The 22,725-nt window shown below is 68.1% G+C and carries 24 protein-coding genes and 1 tRNA gene; 13 read left to right on the top strand and 12 right to left on the bottom strand.

Annotated elements, in window-relative coordinates; all coding sequences use genetic code 11:
* Window positions 1-56: 56 nt before the first annotated feature.
* A complete protein-coding gene (locus ME121_RS21805) occupies window positions 57-260 on the top strand; it encodes a hypothetical protein (protein WP_020096268.1) in 204 nt (67 codons plus the stop codon).
* Window positions 261-275: 15 nt separating this feature from the next.
* On the opposite strand, the gene ME121_RS21800 is transcribed toward ME121_RS21805, so the two are convergent.
* The 5 genes from ME121_RS21800 to ME121_RS21780 form a co-directional block, all read right to left on the bottom strand.
* Window positions 276-1,469, bottom strand: coding sequence for a tetratricopeptide repeat protein (locus ME121_RS21800; protein ID WP_107645644.1), 1,194 nt, complete (start codon window positions 1,467-1,469; stop codon window positions 276-278).
* Between the two features lie 414 nt (window positions 1,470-1,883).
* Window positions 1,884-2,735: a fumarylacetoacetate hydrolase family protein gene (locus ME121_RS21795; protein ID WP_029359442.1), complete on the bottom strand. Its 852-nt coding sequence runs from the start codon at window positions 2,733-2,735 to the stop codon at window positions 1,884-1,886.
* Between the two features lie 14 nt (window positions 2,736-2,749).
* A complete protein-coding gene (locus ME121_RS21790) occupies window positions 2,750-3,406 on the bottom strand; it encodes an alpha/beta hydrolase (protein WP_059409588.1) in 657 nt (218 codons plus the stop codon).
* Window positions 3,403-4,797: an MFS transporter gene (locus tag ME121_RS21785; protein WP_245337891.1), complete on the bottom strand. Its 1,395-nt coding sequence runs from the start codon at window positions 4,795-4,797 to the stop codon at window positions 3,403-3,405. Before ME121_RS21785 ends, ME121_RS21790 begins: the two co-directional genes overlap by 4 nt.
* Before the next feature lie 80 nt (window positions 4,798-4,877).
* The gene (locus ME121_RS21780; RefSeq protein WP_051252315.1) at window positions 4,878-5,366 is read right to left on the bottom strand and encodes a carboxymuconolactone decarboxylase family protein; all 489 of its coding nucleotides are present in this window, start codon (window positions 5,364-5,366) and stop codon (window positions 4,878-4,880) included.
* A gap of 177 nt (window positions 5,367-5,543) precedes the next feature.
* Between ME121_RS21780 and ME121_RS21775 the strand changes: the two genes are divergently transcribed.
* The 4 genes from ME121_RS21775 (at window position 5,544) to ME121_RS34005 (ending at window position 9,169) form a co-directional block, all read left to right on the top strand.
* Complete coding sequence (locus ME121_RS21775; protein ID WP_128083379.1) at window positions 5,544-6,479, top strand: LysR substrate-binding domain-containing protein; 936 nt, start codon at window positions 5,544-5,546, stop codon at window positions 6,477-6,479.
* 74 nt (window positions 6,480-6,553) lie between these two features.
* The gene (locus tag ME121_RS21770; protein ID WP_029359437.1) at window positions 6,554-7,204 is read left to right on the top strand and encodes a polysaccharide deacetylase family protein; all 651 of its coding nucleotides are present in this window, start codon (window positions 6,554-6,556) and stop codon (window positions 7,202-7,204) included.
* 201 nt (window positions 7,205-7,405) lie between these two features.
* On the top strand, window positions 7,406-8,782 hold the full coding sequence (locus ME121_RS21765) for an MFS transporter (protein ID WP_059409587.1): 1,377 nt from the start codon (window positions 7,406-7,408) through the stop codon (window positions 8,780-8,782).
* A 162-nt stretch (window positions 8,783-8,944) separates the two neighbouring features.
* Entirely contained in the window at window positions 8,945-9,169 is a 225-nt protein-coding gene (locus ME121_RS34005) for a hypothetical protein (protein ID WP_143739321.1), read from the top strand.
* Here ME121_RS34005 and ME121_RS34000 read toward each other — a convergent pair.
* Window positions 9,166-9,333, bottom strand: a complete 168-nt coding sequence (locus ME121_RS34000) for a hypothetical protein (RefSeq protein WP_179240054.1) — start codon at window positions 9,331-9,333, stop codon at window positions 9,166-9,168. The genes ME121_RS34005 and ME121_RS34000 overlap by 4 nt on opposite strands.
* A 347-nt stretch (window positions 9,334-9,680) precedes the next feature.
* Here ME121_RS34000 and ME121_RS21760 point away from each other — a divergent pair, with 347 nt between their 5' ends.
* Window positions 9,681-9,902 carry a hypothetical protein gene (locus ME121_RS21760; RefSeq protein ID WP_029359435.1) on the top strand — a complete coding sequence of 74 codons (222 nt, stop codon included), beginning with the start codon at window positions 9,681-9,683 and terminating at the stop codon, window positions 9,900-9,902.
* A 1,217-nt stretch (window positions 9,903-11,119) separates the two neighbouring features.
* Here ME121_RS21760 and ME121_RS21755 read toward each other — a convergent pair.
* Window positions 11,120-12,571, bottom strand: a complete 1,452-nt coding sequence (locus ME121_RS21755) for an ADP-ribosylglycohydrolase family protein (protein ID WP_029359434.1) — start codon at window positions 12,569-12,571, stop codon at window positions 11,120-11,122.
* A gap of 102 nt (window positions 12,572-12,673) precedes the next feature.
* On the opposite strand from ME121_RS21755, the gene ME121_RS21750 reads away from it, so the two are divergent.
* Window positions 12,674-13,375 (top strand): hypothetical protein, encoded by a 702-nt coding sequence (locus ME121_RS21750; protein WP_029359432.1) that lies wholly within the window; start codon window positions 12,674-12,676, stop codon window positions 13,373-13,375.
* Between the two features lie 533 nt (window positions 13,376-13,908).
* On the opposite strand, the gene ME121_RS21745 is transcribed toward ME121_RS21750, so the two are convergent.
* The 3 genes from ME121_RS21745 to ME121_RS21735 all read right to left on the bottom strand — a co-directional run bounded on the left by ME121_RS21745 (window position 13,909) and on the right by ME121_RS21735 (window position 15,792).
* Window positions 13,909-14,613 (bottom strand): hypothetical protein, encoded by a 705-nt coding sequence (locus ME121_RS21745; protein WP_029359430.1) that lies wholly within the window; start codon window positions 14,611-14,613, stop codon window positions 13,909-13,911.
* Window positions 14,614-14,630: 17 nt separating this feature from the next.
* Complete coding sequence (locus ME121_RS21740) at window positions 14,631-15,071, bottom strand: hypothetical protein (protein ID WP_029359429.1); 441 nt, start codon at window positions 15,069-15,071, stop codon at window positions 14,631-14,633.
* A 645-nt stretch (window positions 15,072-15,716) separates the two neighbouring features.
* Window positions 15,717-15,792: transfer RNA gene (locus tag ME121_RS21735), tRNA-Glu, on the bottom strand.
* A gap of 117 nt (window positions 15,793-15,909) precedes the next feature.
* On the opposite strand from ME121_RS21735, the gene cobU reads away from it, so the two are divergent.
* From cobU to ME121_RS33995, 5 genes are all read left to right on the top strand, one after another.
* Window positions 15,910-16,467 (top strand): bifunctional adenosylcobinamide kinase/adenosylcobinamide-phosphate guanylyltransferase, encoded by a 558-nt coding sequence (cobU, locus tag ME121_RS21730; protein ID WP_179240055.1) that lies wholly within the window; start codon window positions 15,910-15,912, stop codon window positions 16,465-16,467.
* Window positions 16,464-17,066 (top strand): cob(I)yrinic acid a,c-diamide adenosyltransferase, encoded by a 603-nt coding sequence (cobO, locus tag ME121_RS21725; RefSeq protein WP_043073493.1) that lies wholly within the window; start codon window positions 16,464-16,466, stop codon window positions 17,064-17,066. The genes cobU and cobO overlap by 4 nt, the downstream gene beginning before the upstream one ends.
* 23 nt (window positions 17,067-17,089) lie before the next feature.
* A complete protein-coding gene (locus ME121_RS21720; RefSeq protein WP_058607393.1) occupies window positions 17,090-18,532 on the top strand; it encodes a cobyric acid synthase in 1,443 nt (480 codons plus the stop codon).
* Between the two features lie 78 nt (window positions 18,533-18,610).
* A complete protein-coding gene (locus ME121_RS21715) occupies window positions 18,611-19,957 on the top strand; it encodes an MFS transporter (RefSeq protein WP_012318456.1) in 1,347 nt (448 codons plus the stop codon).
* 101 nt (window positions 19,958-20,058) lie between these two features.
* The gene (locus tag ME121_RS33995) at window positions 20,059-20,235 is read left to right on the top strand and encodes a hypothetical protein (protein ID WP_012318457.1); all 177 of its coding nucleotides are present in this window, start codon (window positions 20,059-20,061) and stop codon (window positions 20,233-20,235) included.
* Window positions 20,236-20,254: 19 nt separating this feature from the next.
* Here ME121_RS33995 and ME121_RS21710 read toward each other — a convergent pair whose 3' ends face one another.
* On the bottom strand, window positions 20,255-21,169 hold the full coding sequence (locus ME121_RS21710; protein ID WP_059409585.1) for an NAD(P)-dependent oxidoreductase: 915 nt from the start codon (window positions 21,167-21,169) through the stop codon (window positions 20,255-20,257).
* Between the two features lie 119 nt (window positions 21,170-21,288).
* Window positions 21,289-22,284: an adenosylcobinamide-phosphate synthase CbiB gene (gene cbiB, locus ME121_RS21705; RefSeq protein ID WP_053621573.1), complete on the bottom strand. Its 996-nt coding sequence runs from the start codon at window positions 22,282-22,284 to the stop codon at window positions 21,289-21,291.
* Between cbiB and ME121_RS21700 the strand changes: the two genes are divergently transcribed.
* Window positions 22,276-22,725: aminotransferase class I/II-fold pyridoxal phosphate-dependent enzyme (locus ME121_RS21700; RefSeq protein WP_491892857.1), on the top strand; the 450-nt coding region annotated here is incomplete at its 3' end. The two genes, cbiB and ME121_RS21700, sit on opposite strands and share 9 nt — an antisense overlap.

Below are 22,725 nucleotides of genomic sequence, written 5' to 3'. Positions count from 1 at the left end.
GGCCTCCGGCCCTGGCCCTCTCCCGTAGCGCCGCACGGCGGCGACGGGCGTGCCGTTTGCTCGAGAGACTCGGCTACGACCCGCTCGGGTTCTCCTCCAACAAGGATGCGGAGGCGTGGCTGGAGGAGGACACGCCGGAAGCCGCGATCGTGGACGATCCCTGCGATAGAGAACTGGAAGGCCTGTTCAGCGTCCTCAAGGCGCGGAACGTCGATCTGATCGCCCTGGATGGCCCGCCGCCGCAGCCTTCCAGGGCGTGAGGCTGGAAATTCCGGTCACGACATGGCGACATGACCGAGCCGGGTCTTGGCGAACTGAGGCTGACCGAAGCGGGCCTTCGGTATCAGGTAGTTGACGAGAGCGGCGACGAGATCACAAGGGACGAGTTCCTTGTGCTTCTCGAGTATGAATTCGGCATAGTTTGCGTTGCCGGACACGCCGCAGGCGAGGCAATATCGAACCACGGCCTCGGTCGAGCGTCCTTGAAGCGATAGATACGTGTCGATATTCTTCACGAACACGGTATCCGCAAACACCGTCCGACCTCTGGCCATGTGATCCCTGTGCCGGGTCGCGTACCGCCAATTCTCATTGGTCAGATGCAGCACCTCGAAATCTTGTCCGCGCATGTAGGCGACGGTCTCGTCGAAGTGCGGCTCCCCCTCGTAGGCCGGCATGAAACGGAGTTCGGCCTGTACGACGGCGGCCCCGGCGATGTGCTGCCGGGCGTCGCGCAGGACCAAGCCGTCTATGCCCTCCAGATCGCTCTTGAAATAGTCGAGACCTGAGACCCCGATTTCATCGAGGGCATCCGACATGCGCTTGGCTTTGACCTTGTGAACCGCTTTGACCCGTGCCAGATCCCGGAGGCCGAACGCCTCGAGGACCTCCTGCTTGTCCTCCAGCAGTGAGGACGCGTAGATGAAGTGCTTCTCGCGGAATTCATAGTCTCCCGCGGTAGGAGCGATGACACAGTTGATAGGGGAGTACCGACCGAACTTCGATCTGTTGGAGCCTACAGACAGAGCGTCGAGCGATATGAAGTGGATCGCGCTCGCGATCTCGGATGGAACCCGCACGATCGCCTCGCCCGACGATCCGAAATCAGCCATGTTGAGGAAGCCGTCGAGGCACGCCCTTATTGTCCGCGCATCCTTCTTGGCGTCATCCCTTATCGCTTCGACACGATCGGCGAATTCCTCGACGGAAAAGCTCCGCAGAAGGGCCGAGCACGTGCCGAGGAGGTCGCTGTCGAATGGATTCTCCAGGACTATTCCCGAAATGTAGTTGACCGCGTTCGGCAGGTCGCCTTGTTGAAAGCTGACGACCGAAAGTCCGATCAAGGCTCGCGGATGCTTGTCTTCTACTTTGAGTATCGCCTCCAGGAGATTTCTGGCTTCTTGGTGCCGTCCCGCTTGGATATCGACGTTGGCTCTGTTCAGAGCTTCATCGACGGACATCTCGGCCATTTGATCGCGCCCAAGCTGGAGATTGCAGGTGGCTTATGCAAGCGCGCGAAGGCTCCTTGGCGCAGTCTGGCAAGACACCGCGACAGTGACCTGAGGTATGGTCCGCCACATCTGTCTTAAGGGTTAACGCTTGTTTGATGCCGGTTTGCCGCTTGAGCCGCGGGGATGGAACTGGAGGCTCTCGGTCAAGGCCGGGACGTCTGCTTATGAGTGACGCGTTTCGCTCGGTTCCTTTCCGATCCGGATCGATTGAAGGTCGTCCGCATCTCTGGTCGGCCTTCTCCGAAGCGGTTGTTCCGCTTTCGGCCAAACGCAGCCGTTCACGTGCGGCCGTGCGGCTATCCGAACCCGATCGAAGGGCGGCGAGGATTAGGACGGGTTATTCTCCCCGAGCCTGATCCGGTCGACCGCGCCCTAGCCGTGATCGGCCCGCCGGATGCGCTGGCCTTGCTGCCCGAGGCCCTCTATCCCCAGCGAGACCGTGTCGCCCGGCTGCAACCAGACGGGCTCGGGCTTGATACCCATGCCGACGCCCGGCGGCGTGCCCGTCGCAATGATGTCGCCGGGCAGGAGCGTCATGTATCGGCTGCAATAAGCGATGATCTCGCGAACACCGAAGATCATCGTGCGCGTATTGCCCGTTTGACGGCGGGTTCCATTCACGTCGAGCCACATGTCGAGCCGCTGCGGATCGTGTATCTCGTCCTTCGTCACGAGCCAGGGGCCAATTGGACCGAACGTGTCGCAACCCTTGCCCTTGTCCCATTGGCTGGACTGAAGCTGGAAGGCCCGCTCGGAGACGTCGTTCACGACGCAGTACCCGGCGACATGATCGAGGGCGTGCTCCTCGGTGACGTACCGAGCCGTCGATCCGATCACGATACCGAGCTCCACTTCCCAGTCGAGCTTGGTGGAGTCGCGGGGCTGGATCGTGTCGTCGTTCGGCCCGCAGACGGCGCTCGGAGCCTTGAGGAAGATAATCGGCTCGCTCGGGATCGCCATGCCGGCCTCGGCCGCGTGGTCCGAGTAGTTGAGCCCGATGCAGATGAACTTCGAGAGTCCTGTGAACGGAACGCCGAGGCGGGGGCTTCCTTCTACCCGAGGCAGGCGCGTCGGATCCGTCTGTGCGATCCTGGCGAGACCGTCGGGCGCGAGTTCGGACGGACCAAGATCACGGCACACCGACGAGAGGTCGCGGAGGACGCCTGCAGCATCGACCAGAGCAGGCCGCTCGGACCCAACCTCACCGTAACGACAGAGCTTCATCGATCATCTCCGGATCAAGGGCGAATCAAGTGGGAGGAAGCCGGTCCAGCGGGTGCCCCTTCGGCGAGAGAGCTGAGCCAGTTGCGGGCGAGGGTCACATCGGCCGATGTCAGGTCGTGGCCGCAGGGTAGGACATGGTGGGTCGCTTCGGCGCCCAGCTCGGTCAGGCAAAGTGCCAGATCGGCCCCGAGTGCCGGCGGCGCGATCGTATCCGTCTCGCCCGAGACGACGACGGCACGCCGCCCGACGAGGGCAGCGTGGGCGGTACCAGTCAGCGGTGGAACGGCGCGCAACAGGATCGCGCCTGTCAGAAGAGCAGGATGCAGAAGCATGAGTGCGGCCGCGATGTTGGCTCCGTTCGAGAAGCCGAGGGCGAGCGGGGGCCCGAAACCGTAACGGTCGCGGGCGGCCGCGACGAAGGCCGCCAGCTCATCGGCTCGGCGGACGACCTCGGATGAATCGAAACGACCGTCCGGATGGCGGGCGAAGTGGCGCAGCTTGCCACCTTCCGATACGGCTCCGCGGACGGCCAGCATCGGCGCGCCGGGGGCCGCTGCCTGGGCAAAGGGCACAAGCTCGTCTTCGTCACCTCCGGTGCCGTGCAGGAGGAGGAGCGGCGACCGGCTCCCTTCCGACGCATACCAGCGGTGGGCCAAGCTATCGAGGCTCACCGGCCTGCCTCCGACCTGAAAGCGAGCCCGGAGGTGGCGGGGTGGGGCGTGACTCGCGTGAACGGGCGGCGTGTCGCCAGGAGTAGCACCACGATGCCCGTCAGCATCAGGCCTGTCATGAACCACAGGCCGGGCGTCAGGCTCCCCGTCGCGTTCCGGATCCAGCCGAGCAGGAAGGGGCTCACGAAGCCACCCGTAAGGCCAAGGCAATTGATCAGCGCCAACCCGCCCGCGGCCGAACGCTCGGGGAGATAGGCCATCGGGATGCCGTAGAAGATCGGCATCGCGCCGAAGAGCGTGGCGGTCGCGACGGAGAGCAGTGCCAGGACGACTGGAAGGTTCGCGCCGGCGAGGGACGCCCCAATCAGCGCGCAGGCACCGACACCGACACAGACGGCGTAATGCCACCGCCGCTCTTGCCGTCGGTCCGAGCGTCGGGACAGCCACACCATGCCGATGCCGCCGACCGCATAGGGAATTACGGACCATAGGCCGATCGCGGCGGCTCCCTGGACACCGGCGGCCTGCATCATCACGGGCATCCAGAACGTGATCGCATAGAGCCCGCAGACGAGGGTGAAGTATGCCAGCGCGAGGACGTAGATTCGTGGATCGCGGAACGCCGCACCGAATGCATGGCCGCCGGCAGCCAAGTTCGCGTCCCTGTCGATCTCCGCCCGGAGGAGCTCCTTCTCGGATGATGTCAGCCAGGGAGCATCCTGAGGCTTGTCGACGAGGATCCGAAGCGCGACGAGCCCGAGAAGCACGGCCGGCATGCCCTCCAGAAGGAACATCCACTGCCAGCCCCTGAGTCCGAGGACGCCCTGCATGCCTTCGAGGATGAAACCTGAGACAGGTGCGCCGATCACACCGGCGAGCATGCTGCCGCTCAGGAAGATCGCGGTCATCTCCGCCCGGCGCCGGTTCGGATACCAGAGCGTCAGGTAGTACATCACGCCGGGGGCGAGGCCCGCCTCGAACGCGCCCAGGATCAGCCTCAGCGCGTAGAACGAATGGGGCCCGGTGATGAACATCGTCGCCGAGGAGGCGAGCCCCCACAGGATTAGGATGCGCGCCAGCGTTCGCCGGGCGCCGACGCGCTGAAGGACGAAGTTGCTCGGGACTTCGCACAGAAAGTAGCTGACAAAGAACAGTCCGGCGGCGAGGCCGTAGACCGCGTCGTTGAAGCCCAGCTCCGCGCGCATGTGCAACTGCGCGTAGCCGATGTTCACCCGGTCGAGATAGGCAGCCACGTAGCATGCGAAGAGGAACGGCAGCAGCCGCCACTGCAATTTTCGATAGAGTGCGGCGCTATCCACATCATCCGTCGCGAATGACTTAGCCGGCGGCAGGCCAAGCACGGGCGGATCACCTCCGGGCGTCACGTCCATTTTCATGATCTCCCTATTCTGTTCCGGAACTTCCGTCCGGTTCGAAGGCACGCCGGGCGCAAGTTCTCTCGCGCTCGCCCTCAGAGGCGCGAGAACCAGTCCTCAAGTTCGATATTGAGGGGGAGGAGGATGCGAACGACGCAGTTGTACCAAGCCGTCGTCAGGACCAATTCTAGTCGCTCCTGCTCGTCCAGGAACCCGCACAATTCGGCCCAGAGGCCGTCATCGACACGGCCGGTCCGCGTCACGTCGCGAGCGAAGCGCATGACGGCGCGTTCGGAAGCGGTGAACCGGTCATCCGTCTCGAACTGCGCAAGCCGCTCCAGCTTGGCTTGGGACAGCCCGGCCTTCACCGCCGAGTTCCAGTGATGCGCGACCTCGTAGTCAGCCCGCATCTCAAGCCCGACCGTCAGGACGGCTAGTTCGCGAAGTTGCCGGTCGAGCAGAGTGCTCTGGCGCAGCGACATCGCCATCGCGAGAACCCCGTCACACAGCGCAGGCGCGTTGGCGACGGCGAGAAAGACGTTCTCGACCGGCTTTCCCCGCAACGCTTCTAGGCGGTCGAACAATCCCTGGTGATCTGGTCCGACGCTGTCCCGGCTCGCGTTCCCAATCCTCGGCACTTCGAGCTCCCAATCAGGGCGTTTGCGCGGAGTGGCGGACCGTGAAGCAAGAGGCCGTCAGCCCAGCGTCAGCATCGTATAGCGCGCCGGGTTGCATCGATATAATGATATCGATGCATTCAATTGATCGATGCCGTCGATCGAACGGGCAGACCGATGGAACTCCGTCACCTGCGTTACTTCGTGGCTCTGGCTGAGCACCTGAGCTTCACCCGGGCCGCGCGGCAGACGCACATCACCCAATCGACCCTGTCTCACCAGATCCGGCAACTGGAGGATCAGGTCGGGCAACGCCTGTTCGACCGCGTCGGCAAGCGCGTGTTCCTCACTGAAGCCGGGCAGAACCTGCTGCCCCGTGTCCTACGGGCCCTCGGCGAACTGGATGAGGGCCTTCGGGCGCTCTCCCCCCAGGATCAGGTCCTGACCGGTTGGCTCAGGATCGCCGCGACGCACACCTTCAACGTCAATCTCGTCCCCGCCTGTCTGACCGAGTTCCTCACCCGCAATCCTTCGATGCGCGTCGTCGTGGAGGAACTCGCCGCTAGCGTGATCGAGGAGCGGCTCCTGGCCGGTGCCCTCGATCTCGGTATCTCCTACAGGCCGGACCACCAGCAGGATCTCGCCTTCGAACCCCTCTATGACGAGCCTCTGGATCTCGTGCTTTCGCCTGAACACCGGTGGGCAGCCCGGAAATGGGTCCGGATGGCGGAACTCCACCATCAGCCGGTCGTGTTGCTCTCACCGGAATTCACCACCCGCAGGCTGCTGGATGACTGCTTCCGGCAATGCGGCGCCGTCCCGCACCTCGTCGCAGAGATGAACACGATCGGTCCCATCCTCGGTCTGGTTCGGCGTATGAACATCGTCGCGATCCTGTCGAGACAGGCTGTCCCAGAGGATGGGACGCTTTTGTCGGTTCCTCTGGAAACCCCCACGCCCATGCGGAGCCCTGGCGTGCTACTGCGCCGGAACGAGGTCCTGCCTCCGCACGTCGCATCCTTCCTGCACACGCTCCGTCGAGCCTGCGATAAGACTTCTCATTCGACGCGTCGGTTGTAGCGGGGATGGCGTCGCGGGAGCTCGCCAGTGTGTCCGCGAACGCTACGGCGAACGAGCCCGAATTGGAGTCAGATATGGCAGCCAAGCAGGTCACCCTGACCTTCGACAACGGCCCCACACCACATGTGACGGATCAGATCCTGGGGATCCTAGACCGGGCCGGAATCAAGACCACCTTCTTCGTGATCGGGCAGAGGCTCGACGACCCCGCTGCAGCCGATCTCATGCGGGCTGCTCATACAGCGGGGCATTGGATCGGAAATCACACCTTTACGCATTCGGTGGCACTCGGGGACCGGACGGACCGGGACTACGCGCTTCGAGAGATCGAGGAGACGCAGCAAAGGATCGGTTCGCTGACGCGACCGGAGAAGCTCTTCCGCCCCTACGGGAACGACGGACTGATCGGCCGGCATCTGTTGAGTCGGGCGGCGCTCGATCACCTCCTCGCCGAACGCTACACGACGATCACCTGGAACAGCGTCCCCGGTGACTGGAAGGACGCGGACGGCTGGGTCGAGACCGCGATGGCCCAGGTGCGGGAGCAGGACTGGAGTGTCATGGTCATTCATGACATCGAGGCTGGATGCCTCGTCCGGTTGCCTGAGCTGCTTCAACGTCTGACGGATCTTGGAGCGACCTTCGAGCAGGCGATTCCGAGGTCGGTGATTTTGACCGAAGCGGGACGGACCGTGTCGATGTCTCCGGACTTCATGGCCGATTGATCGGCACACACCCGCAAGGCGTGCGACGGATCTGCCGGCAGCATCGATCGATGGCATCGATTGAAACGATGCAAATATATCATCGCAACACTGCAAAATGGCCTGCTATGCTTCGTAGCGAGACTTGGCTCGGTCGGGACGGCGCGAATTATTCGAACAAGATCGCGCCGCGGAAGCCAAGCTCGCGATGGGGGATTTGGAATGGCCGATGCGTCCAAGACGCGCGTTGCTATCGAGCAAGCGTCTGAAAACGAACGAGCCAGGATTTATCGGAAGATCGGCCTCCGGCTGATCCCGATGATCTTCCTCTGCTATGTCTTGAACTACATCGACCGTGTAAACGTCAGCTTCGCCAAGTTGACGTTCCAGAGCGACATCGGCCTGTCTGACGCGAGTTACGGCTTCGGCGTCGGCATCTTCTACGTTGGATATATTCTCTTCGAGGTGCCGAGCAATCTTCTCCTTGGCCGCATTGGCGCGCGGAAGACGCTGACACGTATCATGTGTCTGTGGGGCCTCGTGTCCTGCTCGATGGCGTTCGTGACGAGCCCGGCGACCTTCTACCTGGCCAGGGTCCTCCTCGGTGCGGCCGAAGCTGGCTTCTTCCCGGGCATCGTCCTCTACCTCACATTCTGGTTCCCCCATCGCCTGCGCGGACGGGTGATGTCGCTATTCGTCCTCGCCATCGCGGTGTCGGGCATCGTAGGCGGCCCAGCCTCCGGTTGGATCATCCAGAACCTCGCCGGGGCGGCCGGCTTCAAGGGCTGGCAATGGCTGTTCCTCGTAGAGGGGGCGCTGCCGGTACTCGTCGGATTCGGCGCGTTCTTTGTGCTGAGTGATCGACCCGCGGATGCCGCCTGGCTGACGCCACGGGAGAAGGCGATCGTGGCGGCCGATCTCTCATCCGAAACCGTTGAACAGGGACACACGCCCGCCAGGGCCTTCCTGTCGGCCCTGCGAAATCCGAAGCTATGGATCGCGACCTTCGGATATTTCTCCATCACCTGGGCTGGGACCGTTCTGAACTTCTGGGCGCCGACGATCATTCAGCGATCGGGCGTGGCCGACGTGTTCAGCGTCGGGCTTCTGTCGGCGATCCCGTATTCCCTGGGCGCCGTCGGCATGCTCCTGATGTGCCGCAGTTCGGACCGGCGGCTCGAGCGGCGATGGCATTTCGCCCTGTCCGCCTTGCTGGCCGCGACGGCCGCCCTCGCCATTTCGATCGTCGCACAGAACGTTGCGGCGGCCATCGCCTGCCTTGCCCTGCTCGCCATCGGCTATCTGTCGGCGACCGCCCTCTTCTGGACCATACCGGTGCGCTTCCTGACCGAAGCGGAAGCCGTGGGAAGTCTCGCTTTCATCAGCAGCATGGGGCAGGTCGGAAGCCTGACGGCGCCAATCGCGTTCGGATTTTTCGTGAGCCTGACCGGCGGTCTCGCCGTCTCGACGGGTCTCGTCGCTTTCGTCCTTGCTGCCGGCGGAATGGCTATTCTCTCGCTCCGCAACCCGCGTTTGATCGAAAGGCCTTTGTCATCAAAGCCAATTAACACGAGCAGCGATTTCGGCACGCGGTCGTGACATCGCTTTCATCGCGAGGGTCCGGTTCCACAGCGGGCATGGTCTAAAGGGGACGCGCTGCTATCGGCTGTGGTCACTCGGTAGATCCACACAGCTTGTCTGTTTACTTTTTGTTAACAACCTCACCGGAAGTTGTATCCGCAACCGACTGGGGAGGGTCGCGTGCCGAAGCAGTCTCTCAAGGGCGGCAGGAAAGTCGCCGTGTTTCCGATGAAGGCCGAAGCCATTCTGCTACGCGCCATGGAGCTGCGCGACGGCGTCTTCGAGCTGGGAGATGTCGATCTCATAGCCCTGATGGACATGGTGGTCGTGAGAGCGGCGACGGTCTCGCAGGAGGCCCGACAATCCCTGTTGGCTCGTCGGACCACAGCACCGGTCGCCGCCTAGGGTGCGATCGCTATGGGCTCGTCCTCGCACAGCATCGAGGGCCACAGATTTGAGTGATGGTCAGCGATGCTGGTCAGTATCGTGATCGCCGCTCTGACGTGCTCGCGCATCAGCCCGGTGGTGAAGCGAGGCTGGACGAAGAAGGACCGCTGCTTGGCGCGCATGTCGCCGTCGTCATCCAGGGTGCAGTAGCTGGGCGTCTTTAGGGCGCTGGAGTCACTCGCAGATCTGGCCGCCGCGCTGGGCCCGCGGGTGCTCGCCCCGAATGTTCCGGCGCGTTTCCACCGGTCAACACCAAGCGCCGTTGCGAAGCGATCGGAGCTCAGCCGAGCAGCTGGAGAAGTAGAAGCTCCAACCGCACCCTAAGGGCCGCTACGCGATTCCAGCCCTCGTGAACGGGCCGCCCGACGCCGAGGACCTCAACACCAGGATCGTGTGGCTCCGCACCCGGTAGCGTCTATTCCCACGCGCAGAAGGCGATTCCACGGCCAAGTTCTGCTACCGGTACGGCATGACGGACACGACCTCGACCACGGCCGCGACCCTCGCTCGTGTGGCGCAGACCCTGGGAACCACTGTCGATGAGTTCCTGCTCGACCAGCAAGCCACAGAGGACCGGCTCACCCGCAGCCATCAGGTCGTGGAGATGATGAAGGCCTTCGAGCAAGTGGAAGATCCCGAAGCTCGTCGCCGCTGCATCAGGCTGATCAAGGATCTGGCAGGCGCCGTGTAGGCCGGGTTGGACTAAAGCCCAATACGTGTAGGTAGACTCTGGACACAACTGGAACGTGCACATGGTCCAGAGTGGCTAACCCATGTTAGCTCTCCCGGACCAACCCGTGCCCAAACGCAGAGACCAATTCCGACGGATCGCCGAGGCCCTCGATATGACAGTCGAGGAGCTCATGGCCTTTAGCATGCTCCCACGAGACCGCCTCGCCGAGATCCGTGAGCTGGCAGAGAGGCTGGGCGCCATCCCCGTCCAGGACGACGAGCCCCAGATATCACCGGCCAGGTCCGCAGGTCTCCAGACGATGAATAGTTACAGGACGTAGGCCGGGCAGGATGTCCTGCTCTGGTCCAATACGACGTGAGCTCGATCCGGGCCCTTTTGTCCTGAAAACGTCCTACGAATGTTCTTCTTTTGCCTATCCAAAAGCCGCCGTTCCGTTTCTGGCCAGACCCGGTCGTTCGTTGCGAGGTCTGGATGCGTAAAGAGGCCGGAATGAACGAGCGGTGTGGATGCCGCTGCGGGTTGAACTGCCTTTGTAAGGGCGGCTGTGGTGCCGGGGGCGATCTACAGCTCGCGGGCCTGACCGTAGCCCGCTTGTTGGCAGGACTCCCGTTGAAAGAATTTCATATTTTCAAATACTTGGGATAGGCTCGGAGTAGGCAGAACTGCTCGATGGTGGGTCGTGGGTGCGGCGGCGTCTTGGGCGCGGGCGTGGCCGCGCAGATGAACAGGAGACGCAGCTTGGGCCGGCGGCCTGAGCTTGCCCCGAGACGAACCCTTACCGGCGGCAGTAGTCAAATTCAGGTTATAGGCTGGTTCGGCGACGCACCGAATCCGATGGGGTTGAGGATGCGCGGGCAGCAGGCCTAAGCGAGATAGGGATCCCGCAGGTAAGGTCGCTGGCGCCTGCCAGCGGAACGGGGGCTGGCGGCGTCCATCAGGCCGGGATTCCTCGTGGCGACCGCGGGGGTGCGGCCGAGACCACTCAAGACAGACTGAGGGGTGAACGGCCACGGAGGCCGTCATGAGCGCACCGGCTATCGTACGGCGGTGGCTGGCGTACGGGGGACGACAGGGACGCGGGGGCGCTGGCGTGGTCGGTGGGTGCGCCTGGGGCAAGCGCAGCGAGAGCGGGGTTGGATGCAATGTAGCCGGTGTGACACGCGCTCGACACGCGCAGCCGTGCGTCAAAGCGCCGTTCGGTACCCGGGTCAGTGTCAGGCGGCGAAGCGCGCGGCGTCGAACAGGTTGCCGCCCAACCGTTCGATCCGTCCGCGCCAAGCAAGCCGGTCGAGCCACTCGGCGGGGATACTTGCAGCGCCGTACAGGGCGCCGGCGATCTGTCCAGCGACTGCCGCAGTCGTATCGGCGTCCTCGCCGAGATTGGCGGCCAGCAGCACGGCGTCCCGGAAGGTCGAGGTGCGCGAGACCGCCCAGAGCGCGGCGTGGAGCGAGGCGACGACGTAACCGGAACCGCGCACCTCGCCGCGGGACTGGCCGGGCCGGAAACCCCGGATCCGGCGCGCGGCGTCCGAGACGACGAGATCTGGCAAAGTGGCACCACCGATAGCCGCCGCGAGGAGGTCGGCAAGGACTTCGCAGCCCTCGACAGCCTCAGGGGCAGCGTGGGTGACGCGGGACTGGTCTCGAGCGACGCGCCGCATCATCGTCCGATCCCGCCAGTGCCGGACAGCGACCGGTGCGAGCCGCATGATCGAGCCGTTGCCGGCCGTGCCCGGGTCGGTCGATCCAGCAACCGGGTCGCCGGTCCGCTCATACCGGCGCAGAGCCACCGCGGTGGTCGTGCCGATGTCGAAGCAGGCGCCAGTGCAGGAATAGATCCCCTCCCGGTACCAGGAGACGAACCGGTGGGCGAGATCGTCGAAATTCAGGTCGGGGTGAGCGAGCAGGCTGTCGGCGAGAGCGACCGCCATGGCGGTGTCGTCGGTCCACTGTCCCGGCTTCAAGCGAAACGGGCCGCCGCCGACCATGTCGGACAGGACCGTCCTGCAGGGCTTGGCCGAAAACTCGATGGTGGTGCCGACGGCGTCGCCGACGGCGAGGCCGAGCATGGCACCGACGGCCCGGTCGCGGGCGCCGGCCGCCTCGGGACGGACGACCGGCTGCGAGCGTCCCTTGCGAACCCAATCTTCCTGAGCGCGGGTCTCGATAGCCCGAGGGTCGCGGGTGCGGCGGACAGCGGCGATGGTCTCGGCTGGAGCGGCGCCCATCTCGACGAGGAGCCGAGCAGCGACCATGCCGGACCGGCCCAGGCCGCCTCGGCAGTGGATGAGGACGCGATTGCCGGCGATCACCAGCGAACGCAGACGGGCTGAGTGATGGGGCCAAGTTGCCTCGAACGCGGCGTCCGGGACATCGACGTCGCGGACGGGCAGGTGGTGCCACTCCATGAAGCGGGCGCGTATCTCGGCGCCGATCTCGGGGATGCAGTAGCGGTCGAGCTCGTCGGCCTCCATCAGGGTGACGACCGCGGCGGCGCCCCAGGCCGCTATGGCGTCGAGGTCGACAGCGAGGTCGCGGTCGTGGCGTCCCGTCAATGCATCCGCCTGCTGCTTGCCGGGGGCGAAGGTGACGCCGACTAGGCCGCCGAGGGGCCCGGCGGGCAGTTCGGCAATACGGATGGCGGCGGTTTCAAGGTGGCTCGTCATGACGCGCTCCTGTTTGGCTGATGACGAGGTCACGGTACTCTCGCCCGGGCGGCCGGACGGACCGCGTCGGAATTTTCCGGGTAGGGTGGACAGGGAAGCGGTATGGGTGCGTTCGTCGGCTTCTACTGGACGTTCCCGGTGCGCTGGGCGGGCTTCCTCGACTTGCCGGGCGACGTAGCCCGGGCGGCACAGGCGAGCCGCACGGTGGCCTATCAGCGCACGCTGGTTCGGCGGTTCGTCGATTGGGAGAACGGCAGGCTCGCGCACGAAGTGGTGGCGATGGAGGTCAGCCCGGACCGGGGCACGGCGGCTATCGCGGGCGACGTCGCGCGGGCCGGCCAGCTTTGCCACGAAACGGGAGCCACACTCGCGCACGTCGATTTCCACCGGAACGGCGGCTGGCGTCCTCACGCAATCCTCGCGGAGGCGCTGGTGACGCTGCGGCGGTCGGGCGTGCCGACCATAGGTCTCGACGCCGAGGAGATCGTGTTGGACGGACAGCGCTTCGACCCGGCCGAGCACTTCTCGATGTGGCGGATGCGAGATGCCGAGGAGCGGGCTCGCAGGCGGCAGGGCGTGCCGGCGGCGTTGACCGCAGCGCTCGCGGAAACGCCAGAGGGGCGCGGCCGCTGGAAGGCCGTGGCGGAGCTGCTGAACGCGCGCAAGGTGCCGACGTTGGGGGGTGGTGCGACTTGGACGCCCGACAACGTGCGCAAGGCGGCCCGCGCTTTGACGCCAGGGGCAGTTGAGCGCGGTTTGGCCGAACCCGTGCGGACATCCTCGGGGCTAACAGAGGCCGGTTAGCCTTAGCCGCCGCATGCCACGAACGGTCGAGCATTCATTGCACGGACGGCAACCGCGATCGCCCGGCCCTCGGAGACAGTCGGCGGCGAGGACCGGCCAGCGGTTCGGGGATCGGCCGTAGGCGGCGCCTGCTTCTTGTCATGTCACCCCGTTCGGTCGCATCAGCCGATCGACGGTCGGCACCGGGTCGATCCACAGCCAGGTCCGCAGCCGGTCCTGGAGGGCGCCGGGTGAGCGTAGGTGGTCCGCGGCACTGCCACGACGGGGCAAACGAAGGACCTCGATAGGGGCCGCGCGCGCTCAAGCCCGGCCGGAGGTCACCGGCGGCCCCAGAGGGGGCCCTTCGCTATCGCTGGGTCGGGCGCCGTTCCCCCTGGGGTGGACACGGGCCGCAGCACCGCCGGAACTGGAAGGCCTATGGGTCCTGCCGCCCCCCGGGGTCTGTTTAGATGAATGTAGTCGGTTGACCCTGCTGCGCGCAGGCGGCGGGTCGCTCGGCCTCCGCCGCGAGTCCGCCGGATCTCTCCGCCCGGTCAGTCCCGCTCCACCTCGGCGTTGTGATCGCGGACTCGACGCCAAATCGGCAGGTATGATGAATCAAGCCGGGCGCGCCGCTCCGCCATGTACCGGCTAAACGAGGACGTCGTTGACAGGACTGCATCGCCAATCGCCAGCCGCAGCCGCCTCTGCCCCGCCTCTTCGACGTCGTCCGTCTCCCGCAGAAGGTCTTGCACGCGATAGAGATCGACGGTCCCCCCCGCGATCAGCGCGCACGCGTCAGCTGGATGACCGACGCCGTCCGAGTGGCACCAGAGCCAGAGCAGGTGCTCCGCGCTGGCCAGTCGTGTTGGCACATCGAACCAGGGGCGGGTGATCGCCTCCGCCAGAAGTCCCGCCTCGGTCGCGCAGATGCAGGGCCTCAGCGTCAGTTCGATGGGCCGCGGACACAGCTTCGGGTTCATGTGCGCCGCGAACCGCGCGCGCGTCGCCTTCACGAGGCCCGCGGCACACCTGCGCCCGTCCGCGCTGAGGTCGGCGACGATCTCGATTGCGCCGACGTACCGCGCCTGTTCATGCAGGGTCAGCGCGATGGGCCCGACGACGGCGTAGGTATAGCCCTCTGCCTCGAGCCCTCCGACGATGTCGCGGAAGATCGCCGGCAGCATCCCCGGGGTCGGGTTGGCGAGGTCGTTGACGTCGACCAGGAGCGCCTCGATATCGGCCGAGCTGCCGCCCATGCTGTGGAACCTCCGGATCAGATGAGGCTGCGGTAATGCGCGTCCGAGCGCACCGCGTGGCGCTCCCCGGCGAGGCCGAACAACTGCACGAGTTCAGTGATCGTCTCCGGCCTCTGCAGGCGCCGGTCGGCGTAGAGCGTGAACAGCGCGGGCCCACGCATGTAGACCACTCGCCCGCGTGGGAACGTCTCATACTCGTGACCCGCGATCGCCGGCGGCAGGCCGCGGCGGCGCAACGCAGTGGCGCCGATCCTGCGCCAGGCCTCCCAGACCTCGTGGTGGCCACGTGGATGGGTGAGGCAGTCGCCGTAGAGCTCCGCCTCCGCCAAGACCGTGCGGTCCGTGACCAGCACGGTGCGGTCACCCTCCGACACGCTCCAGAAGATGCCGACGCTCGGCAGAGGCTTTGCGGTTTGCGGATGCTGACGGCTCGGGCCGGCGGTGCCGCCCGTGGTCATGGCGCGCCCAGTCCATGGTCGGACCAAGCTGACGTCGGGATGGCGTCGATGGCGATCGCGGTGAGCATGGAACTCGGTCTCAGAGGCTCACGCAGAGCCGATAGAAGGGTTTCCCGCGACGGGCGCGAAAATTTACAGCTGCACGGTGATTCTGGCGCGGCGGACCGACGCACGCTTCGCGAAGACCGCCTTGAACGGCGACGCCGCAGCGGCGGCGAAGACCCAACGGCGGCTGGGCGGTATCTCAGCTGTGCTCGCGTGGCGGTAGGGCTAGAACGCGAACATCGACCGATGCCAGCTTTGCCTCTTACCCAGCGTGCGCAGGCACAGAGAACCTCGTCGTTTGGTGCCGCGAGGTTGGACCGAGGCGGTGTGAGCCGGACTTCGACAGGTTGCGCCACTCGGTATCAAAGTCCGGCCGAGAGGAGGACGTCGGCTTCAGCAGGGGCAGCAGGCGGCCGGCAGCAACCCGGGCGATCAGCGATGGCTGGGCGTGGGCGAGGTTAGAGCACCGTGGATTGTCGACGGCCGACAGGCCGAGGCTCGGACAGCCACGGATCTCTGCGAACCGTCACGGATGTCGGCAGATTTTCCGTACGCCCTGCCGACACGCCAGCCAATTCGATGCTAAGTGCTTGATATTGCTGGCGCGCCCTACGGGAATCGAACCCGTGTTTTCGCCGTGAAAGGGCGACGTCCTGGACCGCTAGACGAAGGGCGCTCTGGCTGGGCCGGGGTTCTATAGTCGGACCGGAGACGCCCGGCAACCGTCCAGGCGCGGCACAGGTGCCACAGGTCCCGAGTTTGACCGCGCGCCGGGTTGGGGCGATGGAGAGCCATGCCCCAGCCCACCCCTCGCATGACCCTCGTCCTCGGCGGGGCGCGGTCCGGCAAGAGCGCCTACGCGGAAGGGCTGATCGAAGCCTGTCCCGGCCCGTGGCTCTACCTCGCCACCGCCCAGGCCTTCGACGACGAGATGGTCGACCGCATCGCCCAGCACCGCGCGCGGCGCGGCGGCGCCTGGCGCACCCGCGACGTGCCGCTCGCCCTGCCGGAGGCGATCGCCGAGGCCGAGGGACCGGTCCTGGTGGACTGCCTCACGCTCTGGCTCACCAACCTGATCCTGGCGGAGGCCGACGTGGCGCAGGCGACGGCGCGGCTCCTCGCCGCCTGCGCCGACGCCCCGGGCCCGCTCGTGCTGGTCGGCAACGAGGTCGGGCTCGGGATCGTCCCCGACAACGCCCTCGCCCGGCGCTTCCGCGACGCCGCCGGCCGCCTCCACCAGCAGCTCGCCGCGCGGGCCGACCGGGTCGTGCTCACCGTGGCCGGCCTGCCGCTGCTCGTGAAGCCGCAGCCCCCTCAGACACAAGTCCGCCCGACAGGAGCCTCCGCATGAGCGACGACGCCGCGCGCCACCGGGAGAAGATGGAGAAGCGCAAGGCCGTCCAGGACGCCGAGGTGGCCGCCAAGACCCTCGAGAAGGGCCTCCTCCTGGTCCATACCGGCCCCGGCAAGGGCAAGAGCACGGCGGCTCTGGGGCTGATGCTGCGGGCGCTCGGCCGCGGCTGGCGGGTCGGCATGGTGCAGTTCATCAAGGGCGGCTGGGACACGGGCGAGCGCCACGCCGTGGCGGCCTTCGGCGACCGGGTCGCGTGGCACACCCTCGGGGAGGGGTTCACCTGGGAGACCCAGGACAAGGACCGGGACATCGCCGCCTGCCGCCACGCCTGGGACGTCGCCGCGGGGCTGATGGCCGATCCCACGATCCGCCTGCTCGTCCTCGACGAGCTGAACATCGCGCTGCGCTACGACTATCTCGACCTCGACGCGGTGCTGGCCGCCCTGCGCGCGCGCCGGCCGGACCTGCACGTCGTGGTCACCGGCCGCAACGCCAAGCCGGCCCTGATCGAGGCCGCCGACCTCGTCACCGAGATGGGCAGCGTCAAGCACCACTTCGCCGCCGGCGTGAAGGCGCAGGAAGGGATCGAGTTCTGAGCCCGCCGCGCGCGAAGGCCCTGATGATCCAGGGCACCGGCTCCGATGTCGGCAAGTCGCTGATCGTGGCGGGGCTGGCGCGCGCCTTCACCGAGCGGGGCCTGAGGGTCCGGCCGTTCAAGCCGCAGAACATGTCGAACAACGCCGCCGTCACCGCCGACGGCGGCGAGATCGGCCGGGCGCAGGCGCTCCAGGCCCGCGCCGCCCGGGTGGCGCCCTCCGTGCACATGAACCCGGTCCTGCTGAAGCCGCAGAGCGAGGTCGGCTCCCAGGTGGTGGTGCAGGGCCGGATGGTCGCCACCGTGAAGGCGCGCGACTACCAGGCCTGGAAACCCCGGCTCCTGTCCGCCGTCCTGGACAGCTTCGCGCGCCTCGCGGAAGACGCCGACCTCGTCCTCGTCGAGGGCGCGGGCTCCGCCTCCGAGGTCAACCTGCGCGCGGGCGACATCGCCAATATGGGCTTCGCCCGGGCCACCGACACGCCGGTGGTGCTGGTCGGCGACATCGACCGGGGCGGGGTGATCGCGAGCCTCGTCGGCACGAAGGCGGTGATCGACCCCGAGGACGCCGCGCTGATCGCCGGCTTCCTCGTCAACCGGTTCCGGGGCGATCCGAGCCTGTTCGCCGACGGCATGCGGCTGATCGCCGAGAAGACCGGCTGGGCGGCGCTCGGCCTCGTGCCGCACTTTCCCGGCGCCGCGCGCCTGCCGGCCGAGGACGTGCTGGGCCTCGCCGGCTCGGAAGCGCGCGGACCGGGCTCCGTCACGGTGGCGGTGCCGGTGCTGCCGCGCATCGCCAATTTCGACGATCTCGACCCGCTGCGGGCGGAGCCGGGCGTGTCCGTGGTCCTGGTCCGGCCCGGCACGCCGATCCCCGCCGAGGCCGCCCTCGTGCTGCTGCCGGGCTCGAAGACCACGATCGACGACCTGGAGGCCTTCCGCCAGGAGGGCTGGGACGTCGACCTGCGCGCCCATGTCCGCCGGGGCGGCCGGGTGCTCGGCCTGTGCGGCGGCTACCAGATGCTGGGCAAGAGCCTCGCCGACCCGCACGGGATCGAGGGGGCGCCGCGCACGGTGCCGGGCCTCGGGCTCCTCGACGTCGACACCGTGATGACGCCGGAGAAGCGCCTCGCCGCCGTCACCGGCGCGAGCCTGCCCGACGGCGTGCCGTTCTCCGGCTACGAGATGCATATCGGCGCGACCGCGGGCCCCGACACGGCCCGGCCGCTGCTGCGCCTCGCCGACGGCCGCCGGGACGGGGCGGTCTCGGCGGACGGGCGCGTGGCCGGGACCTACGTCCACGGCCTGTTCGCCGACGACGCCCAGCGGGCGGCCTGGCTCGCGCGCCTCGGCACCCTCTCGGAGGGCGCCGGCTACGAGGCCGGGGTCGAGGCGGCCCTCGACGGCCTCGCGCGACACATCGCGGCCCATGTCGACTGCGACCGCCTCCTGGCGCTTGCCCGGTAGCCGGGGCCTGAGCCAGGGATTACTCCGTGTCATGCCGGCCCCGCCACGAAGGGCCGCACGCGCTCGGAGGAACGCCCCATGCCGCCCACGCCGTCCCCCGCCGGGGAGGATCTCGCCGCGAGCACCGTCCGGACCGTGACCCTGCGGCTGATGCCGCTCCTCGGCCTGCTCTACCTGATCGCCTATATCGACCGGCAGAACGTCTCCTACGCCAAGCTGGAGATGGTCGGCAGCCTCGGCCTCTCCGAGACCGCCTACGGCCTCGGGGCCTCGCTGTTCTTCCTCGGCTACTTCCTGTTCGAGGTGCCGGCCAACGTCTTCCTGGAGCGGGTCGGCGCGCGGATCTGGTTCGCCCGGATCATGATCACCTGGGGGATCGTCACCGTCCTGCTGGGCTTCACCCAGGGCACGGCGATGTTCTACGTGCTGCGCTTCCTGCTCGGCGCCGCGGAGGCCGGCTTCTTCCCCGGCGTGCTGTTCGCCCTCACGCTCTGGTTCCCCCAGACCCACCGGGCGCGGATGATCGGCTGGTTCATGATCGCGAGCGCCGTCGCCAACGCGGTCGGCGCGGCGGTCGGCGGGGCGCTGCTCGGCCTCGACGGGCTGCTCGGCCTCCAGGGCTGGCAATGGGTGTTCCTGGCCACCGGCGCGCCGGCAATCCTCATGGCCGCGGTGGTGCTGTTCGTCCTGCCGGACGGCCCCGAGACCGCGCCCTGGCTGTCGCAGGCCCAGCGCGACTGGCTCGCCCGCACGCTCCGGGCCGAGCGCGAGGACGGCGGCCACGTCGACCACGGCAACCCGTTCGCGGCGCTCCTCGACCGGCGGGTGCTGATGCTCGCCGGGGTCTACGTCTCGCTGCCGCTCGCCGCCTACGGCCTTGGCTACTGGCTGCCGACCGTGGTCAAGGGCTTCGGCGTCTCGAACCTGACCAACGGCTTCCTCAACATCATCCCGTGGATGGCGACGGCCTTCGCCCTGTGGTGGGTGCCGCGCCACGCCGCCCGCACGGGCGCGCAGGGCAACGCGCTGACCTGGCACGTGGTCGGACCGGCCCTGGTCGGGGCGGCGGGCCTCGCGCTCAGCGTCGTCCTGCCGGGCAACGCCGTGAAGTTCGCCTGCCTGTGCGTGGCCGCGGCCGGGACCTTCGCGGCCCAGCCGGTCTTCTGGTCGATGCCCGGGACGTTCCTGCGCGGCGCCTCGGCGGCCGCCGGGATCGCGGCGATCAACTCGGTGGGCAATCTCGGCGGCTTCGTGGCCCAGAACGCCGTGCCCTTCATCCGCGACCAGACCAAGAGCGACCTCGTGCCGATGCTGTTCCTGGCCGCCTGCCTGGCCCTGGGCGCCGGCCTCATGTTCGTGGTCCTCTCGGCCCTGCGGCGGGACGCGGCGCGGCGGTCGGTCCCGGCCGGCGCGCGACCGGCCTGAACACGGGCCGGGTTCGTGCGTTATCCTTCCTCAGGCCGGATTGTCCGGCAGGATGATGCCGACCCGCGCGTCCGCGGGCCATCGTCGAGGAGGGCACCGCGATGAGCCAGGGATTCCCGCTACTGATCCTCGCCTTCGGCACGCTCGGCGGCATCTGGTTCCTGGCCGCCGCGGCCCGGAAGCAGGTCGCCGACGCCAAGGGCAGCCCGGAGCGCTCGAACCTGATCCACCACCACGGCGGCGCGCCGCGGCCGAACATGCCGGGCACCGAGCACTGAGGATCGCGCGGCCGATCCCTCAGCCGGCGGCGATCCGCCGGCAATGCGCGAGGGCGGCGCCGATCAGGTTGTCGCTGGCCTCGGGCGTGCGGAACGCCGAGTGCGCCGACAGGGTGACGTTCGGCAGGCTCGCCAGCGGGTGATCCGCCGGCAGGGGCTCGACCGTGAACACGTCGAGCCCGGCCCGCGCCACCTGGCCGGTGCGCAGGGCCTCGACCAGGGCGGCCTCGTCGAGCACCGCCCCGCGGGCGGTGTTGATCAGCATCGCGCCGGGCTTCATCGCGGCGATCCGCGCGGCCGACAGGAAGCCGCGCGTCGCGTCGGTGAGGAGCAGGTGGAGCGAGACCACGTCGCTCTCAGCGAGCAGGCGGTCGAGGGGGACGAAGTCGACGCCGGGATGGGCCTTCGGTGTCCGGTTCCAGGCGAGCACCCGCATGCCCACGCCCCGGCAGAGGCGCGCCATCTCGGCGGCGATCCCGCCGAACCCGACGAGGCCGACGGTCTTGCCGGTGAGCTGGATCCCCTCCGTGCGCAGCCAGGATCCGGCGCGCATCGCCCGGTCCATCTCGGGCAGGCCGCGGGCGGCGGCCCACATCAGCGCGAAGGCGCACTCGGCGACCGCCGTGTCGCCGTAGCCCTTGATGGTGTGGACGGTGACGCCGAGGGCGTCCCGGAGCGCCTCCGGGTCCATGTAGCTGCGGGCGCCGGTGCCGAGGAACACGACGTGCTTCAGGCCCGCGCAGGCCCGGGCCACGTCGAGGGGGAGGGCGGTGTGGTCGATCACCGCGGTCTCGGCGCCGTCGAGGATCGCGGGCAGGTCCTGCGGCGCGATGCCGGGATCCGCGTGGATCGCGAAGGGCGGGTCGCCGGGGCGCAGCAGCCGCCGGGCCACCGCCGCCAGGGTCTCGCTGGCGTCCACGAACACAGCGCGCATCGGCGTCTCCCTCATCCGGCCCCGTCCGGCCCCGTCCGGCCACGATGCGTCCGGTGCGCGGGCCGTGCCAAGGCCCGATCGGGGCATGCCGCCGTCCCGGCGCGCGGAGCGAAGACGGCTCAGCCCGCCAGGGTCAGGCAGAGCCCGAGGAGCGCCAGCACGAGCCCGCCCTGGAGCCAGCAGGCCGTCCGGTAGAGGGTCAGGGCCCGGGCGATGTCGTCGGCCGCGGCCGCGTCCCGGCCGTCGCCCATATGGGCGTCCGGGACGAGGGTGCCGTCGTAGACCCGCGGCCCCGCGAGCCGCAGGCCCAGCGCGCCGGCCATGGCGGATTCGGGCCAGCCGGCATTCGGCGAGCGGTGCCGGCGCGCGTCCCGGGCCATCGCCCGGAGCGCCCCGCGGGCGTCGGCGCCCCGCAGGGCCGCCGCCCCGGCGATCAGCAGGCCCGCGAGCCGGGAGGCCGGCAGGTTCACGCCGTCGTCGAGCCGCGCGGCCGCCCAGCCGAAGGCCTCGTAGCGCGGGCTGCGGTGGCCGATCATGCTGTCGGCGGTGTTGATCGCCTTGTAGAGGGCGCCGCCCGGCAGGCCGAGGCAGCCGATCCAGAAGGCCGGCGCCACGATCCCGTCGGAGAAGTTCTCCGCCAGGCTCTCGATCGCGGCCCGGCAGACCGCTGCCTCGTCGAGGCGGTCCGGGTCGCGCCCGACGATCATCGCCACGGCCCGGCGCCCCGCCTCCAGGCCGCCCGCGCGCAGGGCCGTCTCCACGGCGGCGACGTGCTGGTGCAGGCTGCGCTGCGCCGGCAGGCTGGCGCAGATCAGGCCGAGGAGGAGCAGGGCGGGGAGGGGGCCGGCGAGCCCCGCCAGCGCCGCGACGGCGAGGGCGGCCGAGCCGACCGCGGCGAGGAGCAGCGCCAGCGCGAGGCAGCCGGCGCCCCGCCGCCGGCGCGCCGAGCCGCGGTTGAGACCGCGCTCCAGGGCGGCGATCAGCCGGCCGATCCAGGTGACAGGGTGACCGGCCGCCCTGTAGAGCGCGTCGGGATAGCCGGCCGCCGCCTCGATCCCGAGGGCGACGGCGAGGACGGCGAGCGTGTCGGCAAACGTACCGGGCAGATGGACCATTCGGTGTGGAGCGTTCCCGCGCGTGAGGTCGCCCCGATCGCGCATGGCGGCGATCTCGGCGGACTCCGACAAGCCTTTCCCGACGCGCCGGAGCCCTGGCTCGACCTCTCGACGGGGATCAACCCGGTCCCCTATCGCGTGCCCGCACTGGAGGCCAGCGCCTGGACGCGCCTGCCCGAGGCCGCCGAGGTCCGCGCCCTCCGGGAGGCCGCCGCCGCGGCCTACGGCGCGCCGGATGCCGACCACGTCGTGCCCGCGCCCGGCACCCAGATCCTGATCGAGACCCTGCCCCGGCTCCTGGCCCCGACCGAGGTCGCGGTGGTCGGGCCGACCTACGCCGAGCACGCCGCCGCCTGGGCGCGGGCCGGGCACGCGGTGGCGGAGGTCGCGGGCGTCGACGCCCTCGGCGAGGCCCGGGTGGTGGTGCTCGTCGATCCCAAC

It is taken from the genome of Methylobacterium sp. ME121 (assembly GCF_000974725.1).
Taxonomy (GTDB): domain Bacteria; phylum Pseudomonadota; class Alphaproteobacteria; order Rhizobiales; family Beijerinckiaceae; genus Methylobacterium; species Methylobacterium radiotolerans.
Note: the sequence above shows the minus strand (reverse complement) of the source record. Positions and strands in the feature narration are given on the sequence as shown.

What these genes read in the sequence shown, in the direction of transcription:
- ME121_RS21800 (WP_107645644.1), bottom strand. Translation starts at nt 1,469, where the DNA reads ATGGCCGAGATGTCCGTCGATGAAGCTCTGAACAGAGCCAACGTCGAT.
- ME121_RS21795 (WP_029359442.1), bottom strand. Translation starts at nt 2,735, where the DNA reads ATGAAGCTCTGTCGTTACGGTGAGGTTGGGTCCGAGCGGCCTGCTCTG.
- ME121_RS21785 (WP_245337891.1), bottom strand. Translation starts at nt 4,797, where the DNA reads ATGGACGTGACGCCCGGAGGTGATCCGCCCGTGCTTGGCCTGCCGCCG.
- ME121_RS21770 (WP_029359437.1), top strand. Translation starts at nt 6,554, where the DNA reads ATGGCAGCCAAGCAGGTCACCCTGACCTTCGACAACGGCCCCACACCA.
- ME121_RS21765 (WP_059409587.1), top strand. Translation starts at nt 7,406, where the DNA reads ATGGCCGATGCGTCCAAGACGCGCGTTGCTATCGAGCAAGCGTCTGAA.
- ME121_RS34000 (WP_179240054.1), bottom strand. Translation starts at nt 9,333, where the DNA reads ATGCGCGCCAAGCAGCGGTCCTTCTTCGTCCAGCCTCGCTTCACCACC.
- ME121_RS21760 (WP_029359435.1), top strand. Translation starts at nt 9,681, where the DNA reads ATGACGGACACGACCTCGACCACGGCCGCGACCCTCGCTCGTGTGGCG.
- ME121_RS21755 (WP_029359434.1), bottom strand. Translation starts at nt 12,571, where the DNA reads ATGACGAGCCACCTTGAAACCGCCGCCATCCGTATTGCCGAACTGCCC.
- ME121_RS21750 (WP_029359432.1), top strand. Translation starts at nt 12,674, where the DNA reads ATGGGTGCGTTCGTCGGCTTCTACTGGACGTTCCCGGTGCGCTGGGCG.
- ME121_RS21745 (WP_029359430.1), bottom strand. Translation starts at nt 14,613, where the DNA reads ATGGGCGGCAGCTCGGCCGATATCGAGGCGCTCCTGGTCGACGTCAAC.
- ME121_RS21740 (WP_029359429.1), bottom strand. Translation starts at nt 15,071, where the DNA reads ATGACCACGGGCGGCACCGCCGGCCCGAGCCGTCAGCATCCGCAAACC.
- cobU (WP_179240055.1), top strand. Translation starts at nt 15,910, where the DNA reads ATGCCCCAGCCCACCCCTCGCATGACCCTCGTCCTCGGCGGGGCGCGG.
- cobO (WP_043073493.1), top strand. Translation starts at nt 16,464, where the DNA reads ATGAGCGACGACGCCGCGCGCCACCGGGAGAAGATGGAGAAGCGCAAG.
- ME121_RS21720 (WP_058607393.1), top strand. Translation starts at nt 17,090, where the DNA reads ATGATCCAGGGCACCGGCTCCGATGTCGGCAAGTCGCTGATCGTGGCG.
- ME121_RS21715 (WP_012318456.1), top strand. Translation starts at nt 18,611, where the DNA reads ATGCCGCCCACGCCGTCCCCCGCCGGGGAGGATCTCGCCGCGAGCACC.
- ME121_RS33995 (WP_012318457.1), top strand. Translation starts at nt 20,059, where the DNA reads ATGAGCCAGGGATTCCCGCTACTGATCCTCGCCTTCGGCACGCTCGGC.
- ME121_RS21710 (WP_059409585.1), bottom strand. Translation starts at nt 21,169, where the DNA reads ATGCGCGCTGTGTTCGTGGACGCCAGCGAGACCCTGGCGGCGGTGGCC.
- cbiB (WP_053621573.1), bottom strand. Translation starts at nt 22,284, where the DNA reads ATGGTCCATCTGCCCGGTACGTTTGCCGACACGCTCGCCGTCCTCGCC.